Here is a 20,729-nt window from a genome sequence, read left to right on the forward strand (position 1 = left end):
TTATCATATTAAAGTTGGGTTTTGTTTTAAATTTTAAGATTTTGGTTATTTTTAAGTTATGAATTGTTTAAAATTTATTGTAAAAAATTGTGAGGAAATTTTAAAAGATTATATAACATCGTATAAAGAAGCTTAAAAGCAAAAATTTTGTAAAATTAAAACTCTTTATGAAATCAACGGGGTAATTATGAATCTTTTTTCTTTTGATAACATTGGCGGTAGTGCTGATAGTGAAGTTTTAGATAAAAATTATAGAGCTAAATCAAAACGACAAAAAAAAGAGCCGAAATACGATCCTAGGAATAAACTAAATGATTTAAATGGTGCTCAGTGGCAGTTTTCTACTAAAACTGTAATTTATAAACAATATCCGTCGAATTTGCAACACAAACTTCGTTCTCAGCATGGCGGACAAAAACCACCTGATTTGTGTGCTGATTTGATTAAAATTTTTACAAAATCTGGAGCATTGGTATTAGACCCGCTTTGTGGTGTCGGTGGGACATTGCTTGGTGCGGCTCGTTGCAATAGAAGGGCTATTGGTATAGAAATTAATGAAAAATGGGTTAATATTTATAAAGAAGTTTGTAAGCTTGAAAATATAGAAAAATTTCCTGTTATAGTTGGAGATGCTGTAAATGAACTAAAAAAAATAGAAAAAGAAAGTATAGATTTTGTTTTGACAGATGTTCCATATTGGATCATGGATAAATTGGAACATACTCGTTCAAATAAGTCTGGGCGAATTTCTAAATTATCTAAATTTAATGATGAAAATTTACAAACAAAAAAAGAATGGCTTGATGAAATGAGAATTATATTTGAAAATATTGCTCCAACCTTAAAACAAAATGCTTATATGGCTGTATTTATAGGCGATATGTATCGTGAAAAGGAATATCATTTTTTATCTGCTGAATTGGCAAATACAATATCGCAAATAAGAGATTTTAGATTAAAATCAGATATTATTTGGCATGATGATTCAAAAATGTTGCATATATATGGTTACCCATTTGCATATATTCCATCACTTATTCATCAACATATTTTAATTTTTAGAAAAGAGAAATAAAATGCAAACGCTACTAGTAAATTCTAAAATATCAAAAAGCAAACAAATAAAAATGTCTGATCTTGATAAGTTAAAACCAAATTGCGAATTTTTATTATATTCCGATAATATATTAGAGGGAATATCTTTATTAAATTTATTGACAGAAAATGATGATTATTTGAAATTTTATGGTGTAGTTTATGAGCCGATAGATCAACCAATATATATTTTTTGCGACGAAAATAAAAATTTTTACTCTATCAAAATATGTGGTTCGTATGATAAATGGAATTTGCCTGATCAAGTAAATCAAATAAAATCATTTGTTGATTTATCGGATTATATTTTATATTCTATAAATAGTAAAAAAGTAATTTTGGCTGGTGAAAATACAGAAACTGCTTCTGTCGGAAATTCGCAGTGGCAAAGAGAAGGCAGAAAGCTCGGTGCTTCAAGGATTAAGGTTCCTTATATTTATCAAACATTTTATTCTGGAAAAGACGAATCACAAGACACTACACGAGAGCCAACTTCATTGCAAGTTTATAATCAATTAGTTTATAGCGCTAGATATAAAGTTCCGTCTTTTGTAGCATATTTTGAAAGTAATTTTGAAAATGCAAGAACTAGAATTAGAAATCCAAAAGATAGTAAAGAGCTTTTTATAAATTACATTAAGTCTGTTATTTTAGCCGATACAAATAAAAAAAATGAAAAATTAAAATTTGAATTGGAAAAAGAATTTTTTAAACATATGATTTCTTATTTAAAAGAGCCAAAATTCTCTAAAAAAGCAAAACAAGAAGCAAGATTAATAAAAGATTTTCCTATAATTGACGATAATGTAAAAAATGGGATTTTGGCTGATAGTGATAATTTTGTCAATAGTTTATTGGAATATATTTATGATAAAAATGATAATTTTATAAACAAATATAGTTTATTAAATTTTGATTATAGTAAATTTTCACAATGGAATTCATATTGTAAGAAACCATATATAAAAGATTTATTGAGTAAAGTAAAGGCGAAATCATATATTTCAAGAAGTGCGAAAATAGGCATTGCAAATGCAACCGATTGTTTAAAATTTTTAACAGATAAATTTAGCCGAAAAAAAAATAGTATTAAATCAGCATTAGACATAAGCGTGCATAATGAAGCTATAATTTTTCCACTTCGCATTCATAAAATTTCAAATGGCAAATTAACATTTTCGCCAGACCCAGAAAGTGGAGAAATAGTGGCTTTTAGTGAATTATTTGCTTATGATATATATGGAAATAAAATAAGACCTGTAATAGGTTATTGTTATGTTGAAACACCAAATAATTTTGATTTTGAAGGCAAAAAAGGTTCAAAACTTTATAAAGCAATAAGTAATTATGTAGATATTCTGATTTTTAATAATAATACAATTATAACTTCGTTTGATAAGGAAAAAAATCAACAAAATAATTTTTTTCCATCAAGCGTAAAAGTAGTATTTCCTAATGATAAAACAGAAGAAGTTGCTATTGTATCAACTTATCTTAATCAATCAACTATAAAATCCGATTGGAAATTATGCTTTATTCATACGCACCATTCGTCTTGGCAACAAATTGCAATAGAAAATAAGCAAGAAAAAATTCATCGAATTTCAACCAAATTAGATTTAATAATGCAACAGAATAATAAATTTATGTTAGCAGAAGGAAAAAATAAATTTATTGAATTTCTAAGAGACGACAAGATAAAAAAAGCATTTATAGATATGAGCGAATTAATAGATGTAATGTATAAAAAAAGTAATATAAAATTTGATACTTTTATATTTAATTTAGACTTACCGCCAAAAGAAAAAGACCCATATTATTTTTTAGATTGTGAAATCAACAAAATAAAGGGTAGCATAGAAAGAAATCACTTTAAAGATATTGCTAATAACGAAAATTTTGTGGTAATTATAGTTTATTTGTCTCCAAATAACGAGACAAAATTTGCATTAATATTTTCAGAAAATTTCAATATAAATTTAAAAAATCAATTAATAAAAGAATTTTTATGAAATATATAGGCAATAAAACGAGACTTTTAAACTTTATAGAAAATTCTATGAATAGTCTAAATCTACCAAAAAATGGGACTTTTATGGATTTATTTAGCGGAACCGCTTCTGTCGGTAAATACTTTAAAGATAAAGGATATAGAATAATTTCTAATGATTTTATGACTTATTCCTATGTTGCTCAATATGTTTTACTTAAAATCAATGAAGTGCCTAAATTTGAAAAAATTTCGCAAAACGGCATTGAAGAAGTTTTGCAAATATTAAATTCTATTAGTCCGTTTAAAGGATATTTTTTTGAAAATTTTGCACCTAGTGGTAAATTTAAAAGACAATATTTTTCAGACGACAATGCTATGAAGATTGACGCTATAAGGGGGCAAATTCAAAAATGGAAATTAGAAAATAAAATAAATTTAGACGAGTATTATGTATTATTATTTTCGTTAATAAATGCGGCAGATTTTGTTGCAAATATATCTGGCACCTATGGAGCATATTTGAAAATTTGGCGTTCAATGGCTCTAAAAAAGATTCAATTATTAGAGCCAAATATTACTAATAATAATATGGAAAATTTAGTATTTCAGGAAAATGCAAATGATTTAGTTAGAAAAATTGTCGCAGATATTGTTTATATAGATCCACCATACAATGAAAGACAATACGCACCAAATTTTCATGTCTTAGAAACTCTTGCTGTTTGGGATAAACAAAATTTAAAAGGAAAAACTGGTCAGAGAGACTATGAAGATAAAAAATCAAAATATTCTCAAAAATCTAATGCGGCATTGGCTTTTTATGATTTAATAGACAATATTTCGGCTAAATATATTATTTTAAGTTATAACAATGAAGGCATAATAAATAGAGATGATATAATTAGTATTTTGAAAAATAGGGGAAATCTTGTAGAATTTACAACCGAATATCGTCGTTTCAGAACAGAAAAAGATAATGAAAAAAGACATTATAAGCAATGTGGCGATAAAACATTGGAACATTTATATATTGTTACAACAAAATAAATTAAGGTAAAAAAATGAGATACAAAACAAAGCAGATAAAAGTAGGCTCCCTTGCTATCGGTGGGGACGCGCCGATTTCGGTGCAGTCGATGACATTTTCGAAGACAAAAGATATAAATGGCACACTCGCGCAAATCAATCGCCTTTATTTTGCGGGGGCTGATTTGGTGCGATGTGCCGTGCTAGATCATGACGACGCAAAGGCTTTGGCAGAGATAAAGAAAAACTCGCCCTTGCCGATAGTTGCGGATATTCATTTTAACTATCGCTTGGCGCTTGAAGTCGCCCCTTTTGTCGATGCGATTCGCATAAATCCGGGCAATATCGGCGGAAGTGAGCGTATAAAAGAAGTGGTAAAAGCGTGCAAAGAGCGAAATTTGCCGATTCGAATAGGTGTAAATTCGGGCTCACTTGAAGAGCAGTTTGAAGCCAAATACGGCAGAACCCCGCAAGGTATGATAGAGAGCGCGCTTTATAATTTCAAATTGCTCGAAGACTTTGATTTTACCGACATTGCGATTTCGCTAAAAAGCTCCGATGTGCCCCGCACGGTCGAAGCGTATCGCACACTTCGTCCGCTTTGCGAGTATCCGTTTCACTTAGGCGTTACCGAAGCCGGGACGACCTTCCACGCGACGATAAAAAGCGCAATCGCACTCGGAACGCTTTTATTAGAAGGTATCGGCGATACGATGAGAGTTTCGATCACGGGCGAACTCGAAGAAGAAATCAAAGTCGCCAAAGCCATACTCCAAGACGCCGGAGTGCAAAAAAGTGGCATAAATATCATCTCGTGTCCTACTTGTGGGCGTTTGCAGAGCGATTTAGTAAGTGCGATTAAAATCGTAGAAGAGCGAACAAAACACATAAAAGCACCTTTAAATATCTCTGTCATGGGCTGCGTGGTAAATGCACTTGGCGAAGCCAAAGGCGCAGATGTCGCAATCGCCTTTGGCAAGGGAAACGGACTAGTAATTCGCCACGGCGAAATAGTAGCAAAGCTAAAAGAGAGCGAGTTAGTGGAGAGATTTTTAAGCGAAGTAGAGGACGAAGTGAAGCGCTACGAAGAGCGCTAAATTTTGGCAAATTTAATGAAATTTAATCAAATTTAATCAAGGCAAATTTATGGAAGTAGCTGCAAATTTATATGATTTGGATATGGAAAGAGCGATTTTAAGCGCGCTCATACAAGACGACGAGGCATACAGCGAAATCGGCGATATGATTGGCGTGGGGGACTTTTATTTCAAGCCACATGCCGATGTTTATGAGGCTATCACGAAGTGCGTGGCGCATGATGAGCCTATCGCGCCTAGTTTTATCAAAAAATGGCTAGAAGGCAGGTATAATGAGCAAATTTTCGCTGAAATTTTAGCCACGAGCGGACTAATCGACGCGCGAAAATACGCAAACGAGCTAAAAGAAAAATCCATAAAACGCGGGCTAAATTCTATCGCGCACAGGACGCCTACTATCGTAAATGAAACCCAAAAAGCCAAAGAAGCTGCCGATAAAATCAGCGCAGAAATCTACAAACTAATTGACGAAGAAAAGCACGGCGGTGTCAAAACCAGCCCCGAAATCATCACCGAAGTCGTCAGCGAGCTACGCAAACAAAAAGAACAAGCAGGCTCCGAGCTAGTGGGGCTTGACACGGGCTTTACATACCTTAATAAATTCACCAAAGGCTACAAACCGGGCGAGCTTATCATCATCGCTGCGCGCCCAGGTATGGGAAAGACAGCCTTCGTGTTAAATTCTATGCTAAAAACGCTCGAAAAGGGCAAGGGCGTGGTGTTTTTTTCACTCGAAATGCCAGCCGTGCAGATTATGTATAGAATGCTGAGTATCGGAAGCTCTGTGCCACTAAATTCGATTTTAAGCGCGACGCTTAGCGATGATGATTGGAGTAGGTTTAATGCTGAGTGTGAGCGTATGATGGATTTGCCACTTTTCGTCTATGATAGCGGTCATGTCAATATCCAGCAGGTGCGCACCCAAATGCGCAAACTCAAAGCCGCGCACGAAAATATCGAGCTTTGCGTGGTGGATTATATCGGTTTGATGACAAGCACGAGTAATTTTAGCGAAAGGCATTTGCAAATCGCCGAAATTTCGCGCGGATTAAAGCTACTTGCGCGTGAGCTAAATATACCGATTATCGCGCTTTCACAGCTCAATCGTGGCGTGGAGCTTAGATCGGATAAACGCCCGCAAATGGCGGATTTGCGCGAGAGTGGGGCGATCGAGCAGGACGCGGACATTATACTTTTTGTTTATCGTGATGAGGTCTATAAAGAAAGGGCGTATCGCGAGAAAAGAGCCGCCCTCGAAATGGCAGGCAAAGATCCGAGCGAGATCGAGGAATTTAAGCGAAATGAGCTAGAAGAAAAGGCTGAAATCATCATCGGCAAAAACCGCTCAGGCGAAGCAGGGCGCACGATAGAGGTCGCATTTCAGGGGCCTTATACGCGTTTTGTGGATTTGGTGAGCTTCGGTGGTGCGCCAATGGAGAGTAGCGAATTTGAAATGACGCCTGATATGACGCCAGATTTTGCCGAAGCAATGCCAATGGTGGGCGAAATTTCGCTAGAAAATGGGGCAGGTGCGCCAAATACTGCGCCAGAATTTGCGCCAAATTTTGCAAATCAGGGTGCGGGAGATACTGCGCCAAATTTTGCGCAAGAAAGCGAAAGCGGGGAATTTATCGAAACTGGCGCAGATGAGATTATGCAAAGCGTAGATGTGCCAAGCCAGACGCGAGATATCGAAAGCTTTGCGATCCCTGATACAAATATGGCAAATGTCCTAAAACAGGGCGCATATACGCAAAATCAAAGTCAAGGCGAAGAGCTTTTTGGCGATGAAAATGCGAGCGAAAACGACGAAAACCCTGTGGATATTTAGGGGTAAAATTTAGCTAAATTTTGAAATTTAAGGAATTTGATGTTTGAAAAAATCGGCGAATTTTTAAATTCGCCTAAAATCGCAAAACCATATTTAATCATAGTTTTGGCCTATATGTCGGCTGTGGCGCCACTTTCGACGGATATGTATCTGCCAGCGCTCAAAAATGTCCAAACTAGCTTTGAGACGAGCGAATTTTACACTCAGCTCTCAATCAGCGCGTTTTTTGTGGCATTTTCGCTAGGACAGCTGATTTATGGACCACTAAGCGACATTTATGGTCGCAGAAAGCCCCTGCTAGCGGGCGTTGCACTATTTATCGTGGCGAGTATTTTATGTGCTAATACCCAAAATATCTACGCTTTTATATTTTTTAGATTTGTCCAAGCCCTTGGCGGGTGCGCTGGCGTGGTGATTGCGCGCGCTGTGATAAATGATAAATTTGACACCGCTCAGGGCGCGTCGGTTTTGGCGCTGATGATGATAGTAGGCTCCATAGCGCCTATGCTAGCGCCCACATTTGGGGCATTTATACTCGATTTTGGCGGGTGGAGAGTGATATTTGGCACGCTTTTTGTGCTTGGAATAATTTTATTTTGCATGATATTTTTAGGGCTTAGGGAGAGCGCGATTATCGATAAGAGCCTAAAACTTGGCTTCAAGCCCGTTTTTATAAACTACGCTAGAATTTTGCAAAACCGCAAATTTTTCATTTTTACGCTTTCGTCTGCGCTTACAATGGCGGCAATGTTTGCCTATATCACGGGTTCTGCGTTTGTTTTTAAGGAGCATTTTGGGCTAAGTAGCAAGGAATTTGGGCTGATTTTTGGCGTAAATGCGCTATCAATGACGATTTTTTCGGCGATAAATGCCAAAATCGTGCAAAAAATCTCGCCTTTTGTGATTTTGCAATTTGCCTTTTTAGCGATGATTGTGGGGGCTTTGTGCTTGCTTGGGTGCGGGCTTTTGGGGCTTGGATTTTGGGCGTTTGAGGTTTGCCTTTTTTTCACGCTGGGTATGAAGGGGCTCATAATCCCAAATGCCGTGGTGCTTGCCATGGCGCGCTTCAAGGGCAAATCAGGCTCTGCCTCAGCCGTGCTAGGCGCGGTGCAAATGGCGGTAGCTGGACTAATCGCCGCAATCGTGGGAGCTGCCGGCGCAAATCACCCATTTTCGCTGGCTGTGGTAATGGCGATTTGCATTTTCCTAGGATACGGCGTCTATCTGTGCGCGAATAAAAAATTCACTAAAAATTTAAAGCGCAAATTTAGCTAAATTCGCAGAATTTTAAAATTTATGAAATTTTTGCCAAAACACTGCGCCAAAATTTCTTTTCCTTTCGGGGCAGTGTTTTGAAGTTGCGTTAGCGTGTGAAAAAATGAAATCAAAAATTTGGATAAATTTAACCAAATTTAGGCGAAATTTCGCCTAAATTTAGCCATAAATTTTACTCGCGCACGAAAAATGCGTTTTGAAGTGAGCCACTGGCGATGAAATCGCGCGCCTCGCTCTCGCTTTTAAATCCGCTTAAAAATACCCTATAAATCGGCGCGCCGTCTAGGTCGAACTCGCGCATTACGCTAGGATATCCATGTAGGGCGTCGTTTTCTCGTGTGAAGCGTGCTGCGCCAGATTGGTTTCTAAACGCTCCGATTTGCACCATAAAATTTCCGCCCACAATCGTCGCATTTGGCGCGCCTTTTTTGATAGTTTGACCATAAAATCCCACGACTTCGAGCTTCACAGGAGCCGTGCCTTTGGCGAAGACGCCGACTTTATTAGCTGCGCTTTTGCTAAGGTCGATTACGCGCCCGCTCACAAACGGCCCGCGGTCGTTTATGCGCACGGTCGCAGTTGCGCCAGTGTCGCGGTTGGTGACCTTGACCATGGTGTTCATCGGGTAGGTTTTGTGCGCGGCAGTCATGGCGTTCATATCGTAAATCTCGCCATTGCTTGTCTTTTTGCCGTTAAAGCCCGGTCCATACCAGCTGGCAATGCCACTTTGTGTATCGCCGATACTGACCTGCTCGGGATAGTAGGTTTTGCCATTTATCTTGTAAGGGCGCATGGTTGCAGGCGAGTTTTTGCCGATTTTAGGGGCTTTTGAGCCTGAACTAGATGATGGATAATTTCTGTGTGATGAAAAACACCCAGCAAAGATTAGCGCGACAAGCGCGCTAAAAATTATTGATTTTTTAAAATGCAAAATTTACTCCAAATTTAAAATTTGAGATCAAACGCCATTGCGACTGTGCGGATTTTTTCGTCAGTTTTAGAGGCAAATGTCGGAGTGGTTTTTTCGATCTGTTCGACCTTGACGATGTGTTCGTGCTGAGGCCTAAATTTCGCAAAACTTAGCTTTGGACGATTTTTGATAAGGTTTGGTTCATACGCCTGAAAATCGCCTCTGCTTAGGACAAATTCTGTATATTTGCTCTCTGGGATATAGAAAAAATACTTGCCGTTGCTAGGCGATACGCCGTTTGTAATGTGTGCATTGTAGCTATTCATTTGGGTTTGCGAAATGCCGATTTGTTTGGCGATCGCGCTTAGCTTCGTGCCTGGGGCTACGGCGATGCGTTTTAACGCCCACGGCTCGTTTTCGAATCTTAGCACCTTTTGCATACTATCGCTTTGGGCGATGTAGGCGAATTTGATAATTCGTTTGATGAAATTTTTGGTCTCTTTTGGCACTGCATTGCTAGAAAGTAAGGTGCCTAAATCATCGTTTCCAGCCGCTTTTATGGCTCTGTTCATACAGCCTTCGCCACAATTATACGCCATGAGGGCAGTGTACCATTTGCCAAAATTTTGTCTTAAATGCAAAATATACGAAAACGCAGCGTCCGTCGAGGCTGCGGGGTCTCTACGCTCATCTACATGTGTATCTATACGCAGGCCGAAATTTTTGGCAGTTGTAGGCATGAGTTGCCACATACCGCCTGCTTTGGCGTGCGAAGTAACGGTGTTTTTGAGGTGAGATTCTACCATAGCAAGGTAGAGCAAAAACTCAGGCGCTTCAATGCTTTCGATTTCGGTTTTTACCAAAAAGGCATTGTGAGCTTGTGAAGTGATGATGTCTTTGAATAATTTTTTATCCGAAGAATCGATAGAGCGGTAAATGTCAGCGACGACTTTTTGGCTTGAAAGGTTGTTTTCTATGCCAAATTCGTTCATAATGTAGTCGTGATTTACCCGTGAAATTTTTGACTGGCTAGCGTGCGCAAAACCTGCGAAAATTAGCATCAAAAAAATGATTTTAATGACTCTCATTAATCTCCTTTAATTTGATTTGCAAAAAGTCTGTAAGCATTTTGCGTAGTGATACTTTTAATCAATTCTACATCTTTATCCAAAATTTCGGCTATCTTATCCACGACAAGGCTCGTGAAGGCCGGCTCGTTGCGCTCGCCTCTGTGAGGGTGTGGAGTAAGATATGGCGCGTCTGTTTCGACGACGATTTTATCAAGTGGAAGTTTTGGTAAAATTTCGACTAAATTTTTTGCGTTTTTAAATGTCAAAACACCGCCGATTCCAAAATAAAATCCAAATTCGCTTAAATTTGCGAGTAGTGGGCTTGCATTGTAGCAGTGCAAAACACCGCCGTTTAGCCCGTTTGCGTGAGTTTTTAAAATTTGATAAGCATCTTCGTTTGCATCTCTAATATGCACGATTAGTGGTAAATTTAGCTCTTTGGCAAGCTCAATTTGTGCCAAAAAAATCTCTTTTTGGCGTGCTTTTTCGCTAGATTTTTCCTCGTCGCTAAGACCATTTAAGCGATAATAATCCAAACCGCACTCGCCTACACCCACGCATTTTGAGTCGTTTGCGAACTCTTTTAGCGTATTAATGTCAAATTCATCTATTTCATAAGGATGCACGCCCACGGCGAAGAATACATTTGTATAAGTGTGAGAAATCTCCCTAGCGCGCGCTAAATCCGACATACTAGCACCAGGGATGACGATAGTGCCGACATCGTGCTCGCTTGCTCTTTGAACTACGGCGTCAAGGTCGCTAAAATAGCTACTATCATCTAAATGGCAATGTGTATCAATAATCATAAAACTCACTTAAAAATTTATAAACAAAACATTTTACGCCAAAATAGCCAAATTAAAATTAAACAAAGATTAAATGTATCAAATTAGTTTCATTTTTGGCTTAAATTTAGCTAATTTTTTAGCTTTTTGGCGAATTCTAATGCTTCCTTGCTTATCGTCTCTCCGCTAATCATTCTGGCTAGTTCTGTGATTTTTTCGCTCTCATTTAGCAGTTTTACGCTCGAAATTTCGCCATTTTTGGTGATTAAAAAGTGCGAGTGGGCTTTGGAGCTGAGTTGAGGCTGGTGCGAGATAGCGAAAATTTGGTAAAATTTCGAAATTTTTTCTAGCACGGTTGCGATACTCATCGCCTCTTTTCCGCTCAAATTCGAATCAATCTCGTCAAGGATTAAAATCCCGCTTCCTTGGTTTGTAATCTCCAAATTTGCCCCGATGAAGGCGAGGCGCAGGCGGTTTGTCTCGCCTGAGCTTAAATTTTTAAATTCGGTATTATTTAGCATTACGCGCACTTCGTCGCTACCGTTTGCTTCCAAGCTCTGCTCTAAAAATTCCAGCCTCACGCTAGGCATATACAAATCGCCCAAATAGCGATTTATCAGGCTTTCTAGCGCGTTTTTACTTGCTTTTCGTTTTGCGCTGATAAGAGCAGCTAAATTTGAAATTTCCAAATTTAGCGCGCCAAATTTCGCGGTTAAATCCCTTTTTTCGAAGCTGATTTGCTCGTAGTGCGCAAGCTCTGCCCTGCGCTTTTCAAGCGTGTCAAGCGCGCCGGCAATGTCGCCGTAGCGTTTGTTTAAGCCTGATAGTGCTTCTAGTCTGTTTAACACTGCCTCGATATCGATTTCACCTAGTTCGTCTAGGTTTAAGCTTTCCATTTTTATGCGCAGTTCGTTCATGCTATCTTCGAAAAATGCGCTATCCATTTCGCTTAGATTTAGCGCTTCTATCACGCTTCGCTCAAATTCGAAAATCCCTTCGGCTCTCGCCCATAGTTCTTCGATTTTATCCTTTTTGCTAAGCTTTTTTTTGACTGCCAAAAGCTCTTCGTATTCGCCGATTTTAGGCGAAATTTGCTCGATTTTTTCGATTTCAAATTTGGCAAATTCTTTAAGTTCTTCGATTTTATTTTCTTCTTCTTCGATTTTTTTAAGCTCTTTTTGCACTCTTAAAAATTCGCTAAATTTAGCCCTAAAATTCGCCAAATTTGCGCCATGAGTGCTATCGTTTTTGCAAATCATAAAATCAAGCAACTCCAAAAGCGAGGCAGAGTTTATCTCATCGGCATTTTTTGCGCCTAGAAATTTCACATATTCGCCCGCGATTTTGGTCAAATTTTTCTTTGAAATTAGTTGCGAGTTTATGAAATACCGCACGGATTTATCCCGCAAAATGCGGAAATTATTCGGCGTTTCGTTTTCTATGCCAAACTCATCAAGCCCAAATTCGTGGCTAATGTCGGCTTCGATGATCTTTGCTTCCGCCTCTCTTAGCCCAAACACAGCCAAAATAGCGTTCATTAGCACAGATTTTCCAGCCCCACTCACACCGGTAAATACACTTAGTCCTGGGGCGAAATTTAGCTCGATTTCGTTGAAGCTAAGGTGATTTTTGATATACACTCTCTCTAACATCCAGCATGTCCCCAGCGCAATTTTTCCTTCAAAACCGCGAAATAATCGTATGAGCTAGCGCGGATTATTTGGGATTTGTGTTTTGAAATTTTTACTTCCACGCTTTTAAATTCGTCCATATTGTAAAAATTTTGCCCGTCGATGACTACGCAAAGCTCGGAATTTCCGCTGTTTTTGAAGCCTAGTTTGTATCTTTTTGGCAAAATTAGAGGGCGTTGGGTCAGGCTGTGAGAGCAAATCGGCGTTATAGCGAAAACTTCGCAAAGCGGGTAGATTATCGCGCCATTTGCGCTCATATTATACGCTGTCGAGCCCGCTGGCGAGCTGATTATGACGCCGTCTCCATAGTATGTGTTAAAGTGCGTATCGTCCAAAAACGCGTCGATTTTCGCCATTGACGAGATATGAGAGCGCGTGATAACCATATCGTTAAATGCGCTGATTTCGAGCTTTTCGCCGTTTTTGCGCTCCAAGCTTACGCTCAAAACTGGCAACTTATCTAGCCTAAATTTCCCAGCCATAAATTCGCGCCAAAATGCGTTAAATTCGCTATTTTTAATGTCTGTTAGAAACCCAAGCGTCCCAGCATTTACACCTATTATATATGCGCCTTTTTTTAGCACGCTTCTAGCTACGCCAATTAGCGTGCCGTCCCCTCCAAGGCTGATTAAAACTTTGGTGCGAGATAAAATCTCATCTATGCTAAATCCAGTTTTGCCAAAATACTGCGCGCAGGTTTTTTCGCATAAAATTTCAATGCCCCCCAAACGCAAAATTTTAGAAATTTCCTCCATAATAGGCAAAATTCCCGCCTCTGTTTTGGCGATGATTCCGACAAATTTTAAATTTTTTTGTAATGCGATTAAATTTTCCATGGCGCGATTTTATAAAAAATTAGCTTTGTAAAAGCAAAATTTAACTATAATCATTGGTTTTAATTATTTTTTTTAAGGAGAACACATTGCGAAGTCATTATTGCACCGATCTAAGCAAAGCAAATATCGGCGAAAATGTTAGCGTTTGTGGTTGGGTGAATTCTTACCGCGACCATGGTGGCGTTATTTTCATCGATTTGCGCGATAGAAGCGGACTTTTACAGCTAGTATGCGATCCAAAAGATAGCAAAAGTGCTTACGAAATAGCAAACGATGTCAGAAACGAATATGTTTTGCGCGCAAATGGAAAAGTGCGCGCCAGAGGCGAAGGTTTGGAAAATCCAAATTTAAAAACCGGAGAGATTGAAATCGTAGTCGATGAGCTAATCATCGAAAATCCGAGCCGTGCGCTACCATTTGTCATCGGTGATGAAAATGTAAATGAGGAAATTCGCCTAAAATACAGATTTTTGGATTTAAGGACAAGCGATAAATTTGAGCGCTTTGCAATGCGTTCAAAAGCGGCCATTGCGGCACGAAATGCGCTTGATAGACTTGGTTTTGTCGAGGTTGAAACCCCTGTGCTAACTCGCGCTACGCCAGAGGGTGCGAGGGATTATTTGGTGCCTAGTCGCGTTTATCCGGGTAGCTTTTATGCGCTTCCGCAAAGCCCACAGCTTTTTAAACAGCTTTTAATGTGCTCTGGATTTGATAGATATTTCCAAGTGGCCAAATGCTTTCGTGATGAGGATTTGCGTGCAGATCGTCAGCCAGAATTTACCCAAATCGATGTCGAGATGAGCTTTTGCGATCAAAACGATGTAATGAAGGTCGCTGAGACATTTTTGAAAGATATTTTCGCTGCTTGTGGTCACGATATTCCAACTCCATTTCGCGTAATGGAGTATAAAGACGCTATGGAGAATTACGGTAGCGATAAGCCAGATCTTCGCTTTGGTATGCCATTTATCGATGTGGCTGATATTTTCGCGCGTTCAAATAATGAAATTTTCGCTAATATCGCAAAAGAGACTAAGAAAAACCGCGTAAAAGCCCTTGTTGTCGAGGGTGGAGATTTGAAATTTAGCAAACGCCAAATGCAAAGATTTGAAGAATATGTGCGTAAATTTGGCGCACAAGGCCTAGCCTTTATCCAAGTCAAAGAAGACGGATTAAAAGGACCTTTGGTTAAATTTTTCGATGAAGCAGATGTGGCCAAGCTAGTCAAACGCTGTAACCTAAAAGTCGGCGATGTTGTATTTTTCGGTGCTGGAAAGAAAAAAATCGTGCTTGATTATATGGGTAGATTTAGACTTTTCCTTGCAAACGAGCTTGGCATTATCGACGAGAACAAACTCGAATTTTTGTGGGTTGTAAATTTCCCAATGTTCGAGCAAAACGACGACGGAAGCTACTCTGCAATGCATCACCCATTTACTATGCCAAACAATGTCGATGAGCCAGATATGGAAGAAATCACCTCTATCGCTTACGATGTCGTGCTAAATGGCGTGGAACTTGGTGGTGGAAGTATCAGAATCCACAAAGCCGATATCCAAGAAAAGGTTTTCAAACTACTTAAAATCGAGCCAGACGAGCAAAGAGAAAAATTTGGTTTCTTGCTTGACGCGCTTAGCTTTGGTGCGCCACCACACGGCGGTATCGCGATTGGTTTTGACAGACTTATGATGCTAGTAACCAAATCAAGTAGCATTAGAGATGTCATCGCCTTCCCTAAAACTCAAAGAGCGCAATGCCCTATGACAAAGGCTCCAAGCGAGGTTAGTAGCGAACAGCTCCAAGAATTAGGACTTAGAATAAATTTAAAGGATAAAAAATGAAAAATCTATTTTTAATCATCGGCGCACCAGGCAGTGGCAAAACCACAGACGCTAGCTTGATCGCGCAAAACAACGAGAGTATCGCTCACTACTCTACTGGCGACTTGCTTCGCGCAGAGGTAGCAAGCGGTAGCGAACTAGGCAAAACAATCGATAGCTTTATCTCGGCTGGAAATTTAGTCCCGCTTGAAGTGGTTGTAGGCACGATAACTTCTGCGATAAAAAGCTCGCCAAAAGATTTTATCATCATTGACGGCTACCCAAGAAGCGTGGAGCAAATGACAAAACTCGACGAAGTTTTAAAAAGCGACGATGAGATCGAGCTTAGCGCAGTAATCGAAGTTGCAGTTAGCGAAAACACAGCCAAAGAGCGCGTTTTAGGTCGTGCAAGGGGAGCTGATGATAACGAGCAAGTCTTTTATAACCGCATGAAAGTCTTCAACGAACCAATCGGCGCAATCCGCGAATTTTACGGCAAAAAAGAGATTTTTTACTCAGTCGATGGCGAACGCACAATCGAAGAAATCGTCGAAGATATCAACGATATAATCGCGAAAAAAATCATCGGCTAAGACTGAAATTTAGGGAATTCTCGTGAAATTTAGCCCCAAATTTGGCATGAAATTTTGCCTTAGAATTTGCGCTGTTTTTGCTGTTTTGGTTTTTTGCGCTGGTTGTGAAGCCAAAAAATCTGTGAGCGCAGCAGGAAACAGCGGTGGTGGCGGAGTTTTCACGGGATTTTCTATAAGTGCGTGGTAAATTTAAAATTTAAATAAAGGATAAAAAATGGATATTTCTAAAATCAAAGTAGGTTCAAACCCTGATAAAATCAACGCTGTAATCGAAATTCCTTACGGCTCAAACATAAAATATGAAATCGACAAAGAAAGCGGTGCGGTGTGCGTCGATCGCGTGATGTATTCGGCGATGTTTTACCCTGCAAACTACGGCTTCGTGCCAAATACATTAGCAGATGACGGCGATCCAGCGGACATTTTGGTACTAAATGAATACCCGCTTCAAGCAGGCTCAGTTATCCCATGCCGCTTAATCGGCGTTTTGGTTATGGAAGATGAGAGCGGAATGGACGAAAAACTTCTAGCCGTGCCGGTTAGCAAAATCGACCCTAGATATGACAATATCAAATCTCTAAGCGATTTGCCAAAAATCACCCTTGATAGAATCAAAAATTTCTTTGAAACCTACAAAGCGTTGGAGCCGGGCAAATGGGTGAAGGTCAAGGATTTCGAGGACGCTAGCAAGGCCGAGGCAATCCTATCTCGTGCAATCACAAACTACAAATAATAATTTCGCCCAAATTTCGGGCGAAATTTCACTTCCGCTATGATTTACCTAGCCCAGACAGACACCACAGCCGGATTTTTAAGCAAGGACTTTACGCAGATTAACCGCGCGAAAATGCGCCATGAAAACACTCCGTGCGTGCTAACCACGGCGAATTTAAACGAGCTAAAAACCTTAGCGCGCGTGCCAGAAAAATTTAAAAATCTCGTGCGAAGGGCGAAAAAATCGACCTTCATCTACCAAAATCAAATTTCACTTCGCTATGTGCAAGGCTGTGAGCATGCGAAATTTCTGCGACAATTTGGCGCGATGTATTCGAGCTCGGCGAATTTGCACGGGGAAAAATTCGACGAGGATTATGCGCGTGATATCGCAGATATCATCGTAGATGAGAAATTTAGCGAGCATGCCCCCTCGAAAATGTATAAAATTTCAAATTTTAAAATTAAAAAAATTCGTTAAATTTAGATTTAATTCAAATATTGTAAAATCACACAAAAAATTTCTTAAAAGGAGTGAATTATGGTAAAAAAATTTCTAATCCTTAGCGCAGTTTGCGCATTTGCCTTGGCAAAGGGCGGTTTTGTCGGAGGCGATGGCAGTAGCAAGGGCGAGTTCGTCGAATACGGCGCCAAATCATACCGCGTAGTTAGTGTCAAAGAGGCGAAATCTTTGCGCGATGATACGAAGGTAACCCTAGTGGGAAATATCAAAAAACGCCTAAATAACGATGATAAATATCTATTTGTGGATAAAAGTGGCGCCTCTATCACCGTAGATATCGACGATGATGACTGGAACGGCCTAGTCGTGAGTCCAGATACCAAAATCCGCATAGTAGGCGAGGTGGATAAGGATTTAGTCGGCGTAGAAATCGATGTCGATGATGTCTTGCCTGTGAAATAATTTTGCGTAAAATTTAGCGCAAAATTTTGCGAAATTTATTTGAAATTCCACGCTGCCGCAAGCCCGAAATACTGCCTCGCTTGCGGTGGCGAATTTTAAAATTTACCTAAATTTGTCAAAATTTCACAAATTTTTATCATTTCATTACCAAATAGAGTTAAAATTCCCCCAATCGCTTTGGCGAAATTTTTAATGGAGGCTAAAATGCTAAGATACGCCATAATCTTCCTAATCATCGCAATCGTGGCTGGAATTTTCGGCTTTGGCGGGATCGCTGGCACAAGCGCGGGGATTGCGAAAATCCTGTTTTTTGTCTTTATTGTGCTTTTTGCGATTTCATTTATTTTTAAGCTCATCAAACGCTAGCTTACGAAGCCTTTGCGCTTCGTAAATTTGGCGTGTAACTTAAAATTTATCCTTACTTCGCTACAATCACGCATTAAATTTCAAAGGTTAATCATGCAAAGTCTACCGCTAAAATTTCGTCCCAAAAGCTTAAATGAAATTCTAGGTCAGAAAAAAATCGTGGAGCTTTTTAAAAAATTTATCGCCTCTGGCAAAATTCCGCATAGTATATTTTTCGGCGCGGCAGGGTGTGGTAAAACCACTATGGCGCGCGTGCTCGCAAGCGAGCTGAACTACGATTTTTACGAGCTTGACGCCACGAGCCTAAAAGTCGAAGATATCCGCAAAATCCTATCTGCGCACTCTGGCGTGCTAGCCAAACCGCTGATTTTCATCGACGAAATCCACCGCCTAAGCAAAACCCAACAAGAGGTTTTGCTAATCCCAATGGAAAATTATGAAGCGATAATAATTGGCGCAACCACGGAAAATCCACAGTTTGTCATAAGCTCTGGGATTCGCTCTCGCTCGATGATTTTTGAGTTTGAGCCTTTGGGAGCGCAGGAAATGAGCGAGCTTTTTGAGCGGGTGCATGGCGAGCTGGGCTTCGCGTGCGATGATGATGCCAGAGAGTATCTTATACACACTAGCGCAGGGGACGGGCGAAGTCTTTTAAATTTGCTCGAATTTGCGATTTTGGCTGATAGTAAAATCTCTCTCGATACTCTAAAAACACTGCGCGCGAGTGCCGTAGCACAGGGGGTAAGCTCGGACGATACGCACTACGAACTAGCAAGCGCGATGATAAAAAGCCTGCGTGGAAGCGACGCGGACGCTGCCCTATACTATGTGGCGCGCCTAATCGAGGCTGGCGAGAGCGCGGATTTCATCGCTAGGCGCATGGTGATTCTAGCTAGCGAAGATATCGGCAATGCCAATCCAAATGCCCTAAACATGGCGGTTAATACACTTTTGGCAGTCAGCAAAATCGGCTACCCAGAAGCTCGCATAATACTAGGACAATGCGCAGTGTATTTGGCACACTCGCCCAAATCAAACTCCGCTTACAACGCCATAAACGAGGCTTTGAAATTCGTGCGAGAGGGGGAAATTTTGCCTACACCAAGGCATTTGATAAACTCGGACAAAGAGATTGCAAACTACCTTTATCCGCATGATTTCGGCGGCTGGGTGGAGCAAAAATACACTAGCGCGAAAGTGAAATTTTACCACAGCAAACAAATCGGCTTTGAAAAAACACTAGATGAGTGGCTTAAAAAGATAAAGGGTGAAATTTGAATTTTACGCAAAATTTAGCGTAGAATTTTACAAATTTATCATTGCAAAAGCGATATTTTGGCTTTTATATATTTTTTTATCTTTAATCTTTGCTATTTTCTTGCTATAATCTTTGTAAAACCGCAGAAAATGGGAGTTGAAATGTTTTTGGTCATTTTGTTTTCTATCATCTTATTTTTTTGATAAAAAAATATGGCTCTTTGGTTTTTGCGCTGTTTTTAGCCATTTTTGGTGGCGAGTATGATACAGACTTTTAATCATACTATGCGTTAAGCTCTCGCTCTCGCGAGTTGTTTTTAAATTCTTTATTTTGGTAAATTTCACTTTTTTGATACAATACAAGCGTAATAAGTGGCAGATATACCATGTGGTCGTGTTGCGCCGTTTAAATAGTGCCATCGCGAGTTCAACTCTCGTCACCATTTATTACCTTTGAAATTTTTATTAAAGCTTTATGTTGAATTAAGACTGCGATCGCCACCCAAAAGTAGCCACTTTGGGTAAGTTCAGCCCTTTTGTTAGGGTCGCGGGTATAAGTCTTTACCGCAAACATAAATGCCAAGAGCTTGGCTAGCTCTTTTAAAATCTAAGAGTTGATGGCGGTAACATAGTAGTCCGGGCAATCCCTTTAAAAGCAGGATAAGATTGCGTATTGTAGGTGCGAGTCCTACCGCTCTTAGATTTAAATTTTATATAATCTAAATAAGCAAAGCAAAGGCGTAGCCAAAGCAGAGCAAATTCATCATACAAAGGCAAATTTATGGAAAATGTCGCGCTAGGACTTTTATATGTGTTTATCATAATCGGCTTAATTTCATGGGTGGGAAAAAGGTTTTTTGATTTGCCGACTGGCTGGTCGATTTTAGGCTTTTTGGCTCTTTTGGGCGGTTGTAGCGAGTAAAATTCAATGAATTCTTCAAAATAAGTGCAAATTATTCAAAAAACAAAATTTAAACTTAGTATTTTGTGAAATTTGAAAATGTAAATTTATGATGTTTAAAAATGATTTTAAAAAATATAGCAAATAGCATAAAAATTATAATTGTTTCAAAAACAATAAAAATTTTCGGAAATTCGCCAATGGTATGCTCTTTGTTATTTTCCAAAATTGAAATTTTGTAAATTCTTTCTCTGTCTTTGAAAAAATCTTTGTGTGTATATATCTTCATTGTTTTGCCGTAACTTTTAAACAACTCAGGCGAAATGGGACAATTGCTTGCGTAAATAGTTTCGTTATCCAAAGTTATTTCACAAATAATTCCCCTATTTGAACTTTTGCTAGATTGCTGTGGTTGATGATAATTGACAAATTTGCCTTGATGTAGAGTTGTGCCTTTTAGGCTCATAGGCAAATTTATCTCTTTTATAAGAAACATACAAGCCGCCAAAAACGACAAAAATAATAAAATATTTTTCATATT

At 39.2% G+C, this 20,729-nt stretch carries 22 protein-coding genes and 1 pseudogene; 15 read left to right on the forward strand and 8 right to left on the reverse strand.

Features of this window, described 5'->3' with window-relative positions; translation table 11 throughout:
• Window positions 1–187 precede the first annotated feature (187 nt).
• The 6 genes and pseudogenes from OFO01_RS03480 to OFO01_RS03505 all read left to right on the forward strand — a co-directional run bounded on the left by OFO01_RS03480 (window position 188) and on the right by OFO01_RS03505 (window position 8,317).
• Window positions 188–1,075 (forward strand): DNA methyltransferase, encoded by an 888-nt coding sequence (locus OFO01_RS03480; protein ID WP_270858794.1) that lies wholly within the window; start codon window positions 188–190, stop codon window positions 1,073–1,075.
• A gap of 1 nt (window position 1,076) precedes the next feature.
• Window positions 1,077–3,107, forward strand: a complete 2,031-nt coding sequence (locus OFO01_RS03485; RefSeq protein WP_270858795.1) for a hypothetical protein — start codon at window positions 1,077–1,079, stop codon at window positions 3,105–3,107.
• Complete coding sequence (locus tag OFO01_RS03490; protein ID WP_270858796.1) at window positions 3,104–4,135, forward strand: DNA adenine methylase; 1,032 nt, start codon at window positions 3,104–3,106, stop codon at window positions 4,133–4,135. The genes OFO01_RS03485 and OFO01_RS03490 overlap by 4 nt, the downstream gene beginning before the upstream one ends.
• A gap of 14 nt (window positions 4,136–4,149) precedes the next feature.
• Complete coding sequence (gene ispG, locus OFO01_RS03495; RefSeq protein WP_270858797.1) at window positions 4,150–5,211, forward strand: flavodoxin-dependent (E)-4-hydroxy-3-methylbut-2-enyl-diphosphate synthase; 1,062 nt, start codon at window positions 4,150–4,152, stop codon at window positions 5,209–5,211.
• A gap of 49 nt (window positions 5,212–5,260) precedes the next feature.
• A pseudogene (locus OFO01_RS03500) lies at window positions 5,261–6,619 on the forward strand (replicative DNA helicase); the annotation flags it as partial.
• A 462-nt stretch (window positions 6,620–7,081) separates the two neighbouring features.
• Window positions 7,082–8,317, forward strand: coding sequence for a multidrug effflux MFS transporter (locus OFO01_RS03505; protein ID WP_270858799.1), 1,236 nt, complete (start codon window positions 7,082–7,084; stop codon window positions 8,315–8,317).
• Window positions 8,318–8,489: 172 nt separating this feature from the next.
• On the opposite strand, the gene OFO01_RS03510 is transcribed toward OFO01_RS03505, so the two are convergent.
• The 5 genes from OFO01_RS03510 to OFO01_RS03530 form a co-directional block, all read right to left on the reverse strand.
• A complete protein-coding gene (locus tag OFO01_RS03510) occupies window positions 8,490–9,248 on the reverse strand; it encodes a septal ring lytic transglycosylase RlpA family protein (protein WP_270858800.1) in 759 nt (252 codons plus the stop codon).
• Window positions 9,249–9,262: 14 nt separating this feature from the next.
• Window positions 9,263–10,315: a lytic transglycosylase domain-containing protein gene (locus OFO01_RS03515; RefSeq protein ID WP_270858801.1), complete on the reverse strand. Its 1,053-nt coding sequence runs from the start codon at window positions 10,313–10,315 to the stop codon at window positions 9,263–9,265.
• Window positions 10,315–11,106, reverse strand: coding sequence for a TatD family hydrolase (locus tag OFO01_RS03520; RefSeq protein WP_270858802.1), 792 nt, complete (start codon window positions 11,104–11,106; stop codon window positions 10,315–10,317). The genes OFO01_RS03515 and OFO01_RS03520 overlap by 1 nt, the downstream gene beginning before the upstream one ends.
• A 110-nt stretch (window positions 11,107–11,216) precedes the next feature.
• Window positions 11,217–12,737 carry an AAA family ATPase gene (locus OFO01_RS03525; RefSeq protein WP_270858803.1) on the reverse strand — a complete coding sequence of 507 codons (1,521 nt, stop codon included), beginning with the start codon at window positions 12,735–12,737 and terminating at the stop codon, window positions 11,217–11,219.
• Window positions 12,731–13,612 carry an NAD(+) kinase gene (locus OFO01_RS03530; protein ID WP_270858804.1) on the reverse strand — a complete coding sequence of 294 codons (882 nt, stop codon included), beginning with the start codon at window positions 13,610–13,612 and terminating at the stop codon, window positions 12,731–12,733. The genes OFO01_RS03525 and OFO01_RS03530 overlap by 7 nt, the downstream gene beginning before the upstream one ends.
• Window positions 13,613–13,698: 86 nt before the next feature.
• On the opposite strand from OFO01_RS03530, the gene aspS reads away from it, so the two are divergent.
• Genes aspS through OFO01_RS03560 form a run of 6 tightly spaced genes read left to right on the forward strand, consistent with a single transcriptional unit; the run spans window position 13,699 to window position 17,664 of the window.
• Window positions 13,699–15,453, forward strand: a complete 1,755-nt coding sequence (aspS, locus tag OFO01_RS03535) for an aspartate--tRNA ligase (protein ID WP_270858805.1) — start codon at window positions 13,699–13,701, stop codon at window positions 15,451–15,453.
• Window positions 15,450–16,025 (forward strand): adenylate kinase, encoded by a 576-nt coding sequence (locus OFO01_RS03540; protein ID WP_270858806.1) that lies wholly within the window; start codon window positions 15,450–15,452, stop codon window positions 16,023–16,025. The genes aspS and OFO01_RS03540 overlap by 4 nt, the downstream gene beginning before the upstream one ends.
• Window positions 16,026–16,047: 22 nt before the next feature.
• Complete coding sequence (locus OFO01_RS03545) at window positions 16,048–16,212, forward strand: hypothetical protein (RefSeq protein WP_270858807.1); 165 nt, start codon at window positions 16,048–16,050, stop codon at window positions 16,210–16,212.
• Between the two features lie 27 nt (window positions 16,213–16,239).
• A complete protein-coding gene (gene ppa / locus OFO01_RS03550) occupies window positions 16,240–16,758 on the forward strand; it encodes an inorganic diphosphatase (RefSeq protein WP_270858808.1) in 519 nt (172 codons plus the stop codon).
• Between the two features lie 39 nt (window positions 16,759–16,797).
• Window positions 16,798–17,220, forward strand: coding sequence for a Sua5 YciO YrdC YwlC family protein (locus tag OFO01_RS03555; RefSeq protein WP_270858809.1), 423 nt, complete (start codon window positions 16,798–16,800; stop codon window positions 17,218–17,220).
• A gap of 60 nt (window positions 17,221–17,280) precedes the next feature.
• Window positions 17,281–17,664 carry a YgiW/YdeI family stress tolerance OB fold protein gene (locus OFO01_RS03560; protein WP_270858810.1) on the forward strand — a complete coding sequence of 128 codons (384 nt, stop codon included), beginning with the start codon at window positions 17,281–17,283 and terminating at the stop codon, window positions 17,662–17,664.
• A gap of 95 nt (window positions 17,665–17,759) precedes the next feature.
• On the opposite strand, the gene OFO01_RS03565 is transcribed toward OFO01_RS03560, so the two are convergent.
• Window positions 17,760–17,885 carry a hypothetical protein gene (locus tag OFO01_RS03565; RefSeq protein WP_270858811.1) on the reverse strand — a complete coding sequence of 42 codons (126 nt, stop codon included), beginning with the start codon at window positions 17,883–17,885 and terminating at the stop codon, window positions 17,760–17,762.
• Between OFO01_RS03565 and OFO01_RS03570 the strand changes: the two genes are divergently transcribed.
• Entirely contained in the window at window positions 17,869–18,030 is a 162-nt protein-coding gene (locus OFO01_RS03570) for a DUF1328 domain-containing protein (protein ID WP_270858812.1), read from the forward strand. The two genes, OFO01_RS03565 and OFO01_RS03570, sit on opposite strands and share 17 nt — an antisense overlap.
• A gap of 93 nt (window positions 18,031–18,123) precedes the next feature.
• Window positions 18,124–19,308: a replication-associated recombination protein A gene (locus tag OFO01_RS03575; RefSeq protein ID WP_270858813.1), complete on the forward strand. Its 1,185-nt coding sequence runs from the start codon at window positions 18,124–18,126 to the stop codon at window positions 19,306–19,308.
• 171 nt (window positions 19,309–19,479) lie between these two features.
• Here the strand turns inward: OFO01_RS03575 and OFO01_RS03580 are convergent, their stop codons facing one another.
• A complete protein-coding gene (locus OFO01_RS03580) occupies window positions 19,480–19,731 on the reverse strand; it encodes a hypothetical protein (protein ID WP_270858814.1) in 252 nt (83 codons plus the stop codon).
• 337 nt (window positions 19,732–20,068) lie between these two features.
• Here OFO01_RS03580 and OFO01_RS03585 point away from each other — a divergent pair, with 337 nt between their 5' ends.
• Window positions 20,069–20,209 (forward strand): hypothetical protein, encoded by a 141-nt coding sequence (locus OFO01_RS03585; protein ID WP_270858815.1) that lies wholly within the window; start codon window positions 20,069–20,071, stop codon window positions 20,207–20,209.
• Window positions 20,210–20,264: 55 nt separating this feature from the next.
• On the opposite strand, the gene OFO01_RS03590 is transcribed toward OFO01_RS03585, so the two are convergent.
• The gene (locus OFO01_RS03590) at window positions 20,265–20,726 is read right to left on the reverse strand and encodes a hypothetical protein (RefSeq protein ID WP_270858816.1); all 462 of its coding nucleotides are present in this window, start codon (window positions 20,724–20,726) and stop codon (window positions 20,265–20,267) included.
• Window positions 20,727–20,729: the final 3 nt, after the last annotated feature.

This window comes from Campylobacter sp. JMF_01 NE2, from assembly GCF_027737365.1.
Classification (GTDB): Bacteria; Campylobacterota; Campylobacteria; order Campylobacterales; family Campylobacteraceae; genus Campylobacter_B.

What these genes read in the sequence shown, in the direction of transcription:
- OFO01_RS03480 (WP_270858794.1), top strand. Translation starts at nt 188, where the DNA reads ATGAATCTTTTTTCTTTTGATAACATTGGCGGTAGTGCTGATAGTGAA.
- OFO01_RS03485 (WP_270858795.1), top strand. Translation starts at nt 1,077, where the DNA reads ATGCAAACGCTACTAGTAAATTCTAAAATATCAAAAAGCAAACAAATA.
- OFO01_RS03490 (WP_270858796.1), top strand. Translation starts at nt 3,104, where the DNA reads ATGAAATATATAGGCAATAAAACGAGACTTTTAAACTTTATAGAAAAT.
- ispG (WP_270858797.1), top strand. Translation starts at nt 4,150, where the DNA reads ATGAGATACAAAACAAAGCAGATAAAAGTAGGCTCCCTTGCTATCGGT.
- OFO01_RS03505 (WP_270858799.1), top strand. Translation starts at nt 7,082, where the DNA reads ATGTTTGAAAAAATCGGCGAATTTTTAAATTCGCCTAAAATCGCAAAA.
- OFO01_RS03515 (WP_270858801.1), bottom strand. Translation starts at nt 10,315, where the DNA reads ATGAGAGTCATTAAAATCATTTTTTTGATGCTAATTTTCGCAGGTTTT.
- OFO01_RS03520 (WP_270858802.1), bottom strand. Translation starts at nt 11,106, where the DNA reads ATGATTATTGATACACATTGCCATTTAGATGATAGTAGCTATTTTAGC.
- OFO01_RS03525 (WP_270858803.1), bottom strand. Translation starts at nt 12,737, where the DNA reads ATGTTAGAGAGAGTGTATATCAAAAATCACCTTAGCTTCAACGAAATC.
- OFO01_RS03530 (WP_270858804.1), bottom strand. Translation starts at nt 13,612, where the DNA reads ATGGAAAATTTAATCGCATTACAAAAAAATTTAAAATTTGTCGGAATC.
- OFO01_RS03540 (WP_270858806.1), top strand. Translation starts at nt 15,450, where the DNA reads ATGAAAAATCTATTTTTAATCATCGGCGCACCAGGCAGTGGCAAAACC.
- ppa (WP_270858808.1), top strand. Translation starts at nt 16,240, where the DNA reads ATGGATATTTCTAAAATCAAAGTAGGTTCAAACCCTGATAAAATCAAC.
- OFO01_RS03555 (WP_270858809.1), top strand. Translation starts at nt 16,798, where the DNA reads ATGATTTACCTAGCCCAGACAGACACCACAGCCGGATTTTTAAGCAAG.
- OFO01_RS03560 (WP_270858810.1), top strand. Translation starts at nt 17,281, where the DNA reads ATGGTAAAAAAATTTCTAATCCTTAGCGCAGTTTGCGCATTTGCCTTG.
- OFO01_RS03570 (WP_270858812.1), top strand. Translation starts at nt 17,869, where the DNA reads ATGCTAAGATACGCCATAATCTTCCTAATCATCGCAATCGTGGCTGGA.
- OFO01_RS03565 (WP_270858811.1), bottom strand. Translation starts at nt 17,885, where the DNA reads ATGGCGTATCTTAGCATTTTAGCCTCCATTAAAAATTTCGCCAAAGCG.
- OFO01_RS03575 (WP_270858813.1), top strand. Translation starts at nt 18,124, where the DNA reads ATGCAAAGTCTACCGCTAAAATTTCGTCCCAAAAGCTTAAATGAAATT.
- OFO01_RS03580 (WP_270858814.1), bottom strand. Translation starts at nt 19,731, where the DNA reads ATGGTGACGAGAGTTGAACTCGCGATGGCACTATTTAAACGGCGCAAC.
- OFO01_RS03585 (WP_270858815.1), top strand. Translation starts at nt 20,069, where the DNA reads ATGGAAAATGTCGCGCTAGGACTTTTATATGTGTTTATCATAATCGGC.
- OFO01_RS03590 (WP_270858816.1), bottom strand. Translation starts at nt 20,726, where the DNA reads ATGAAAAATATTTTATTATTTTTGTCGTTTTTGGCGGCTTGTATGTTT.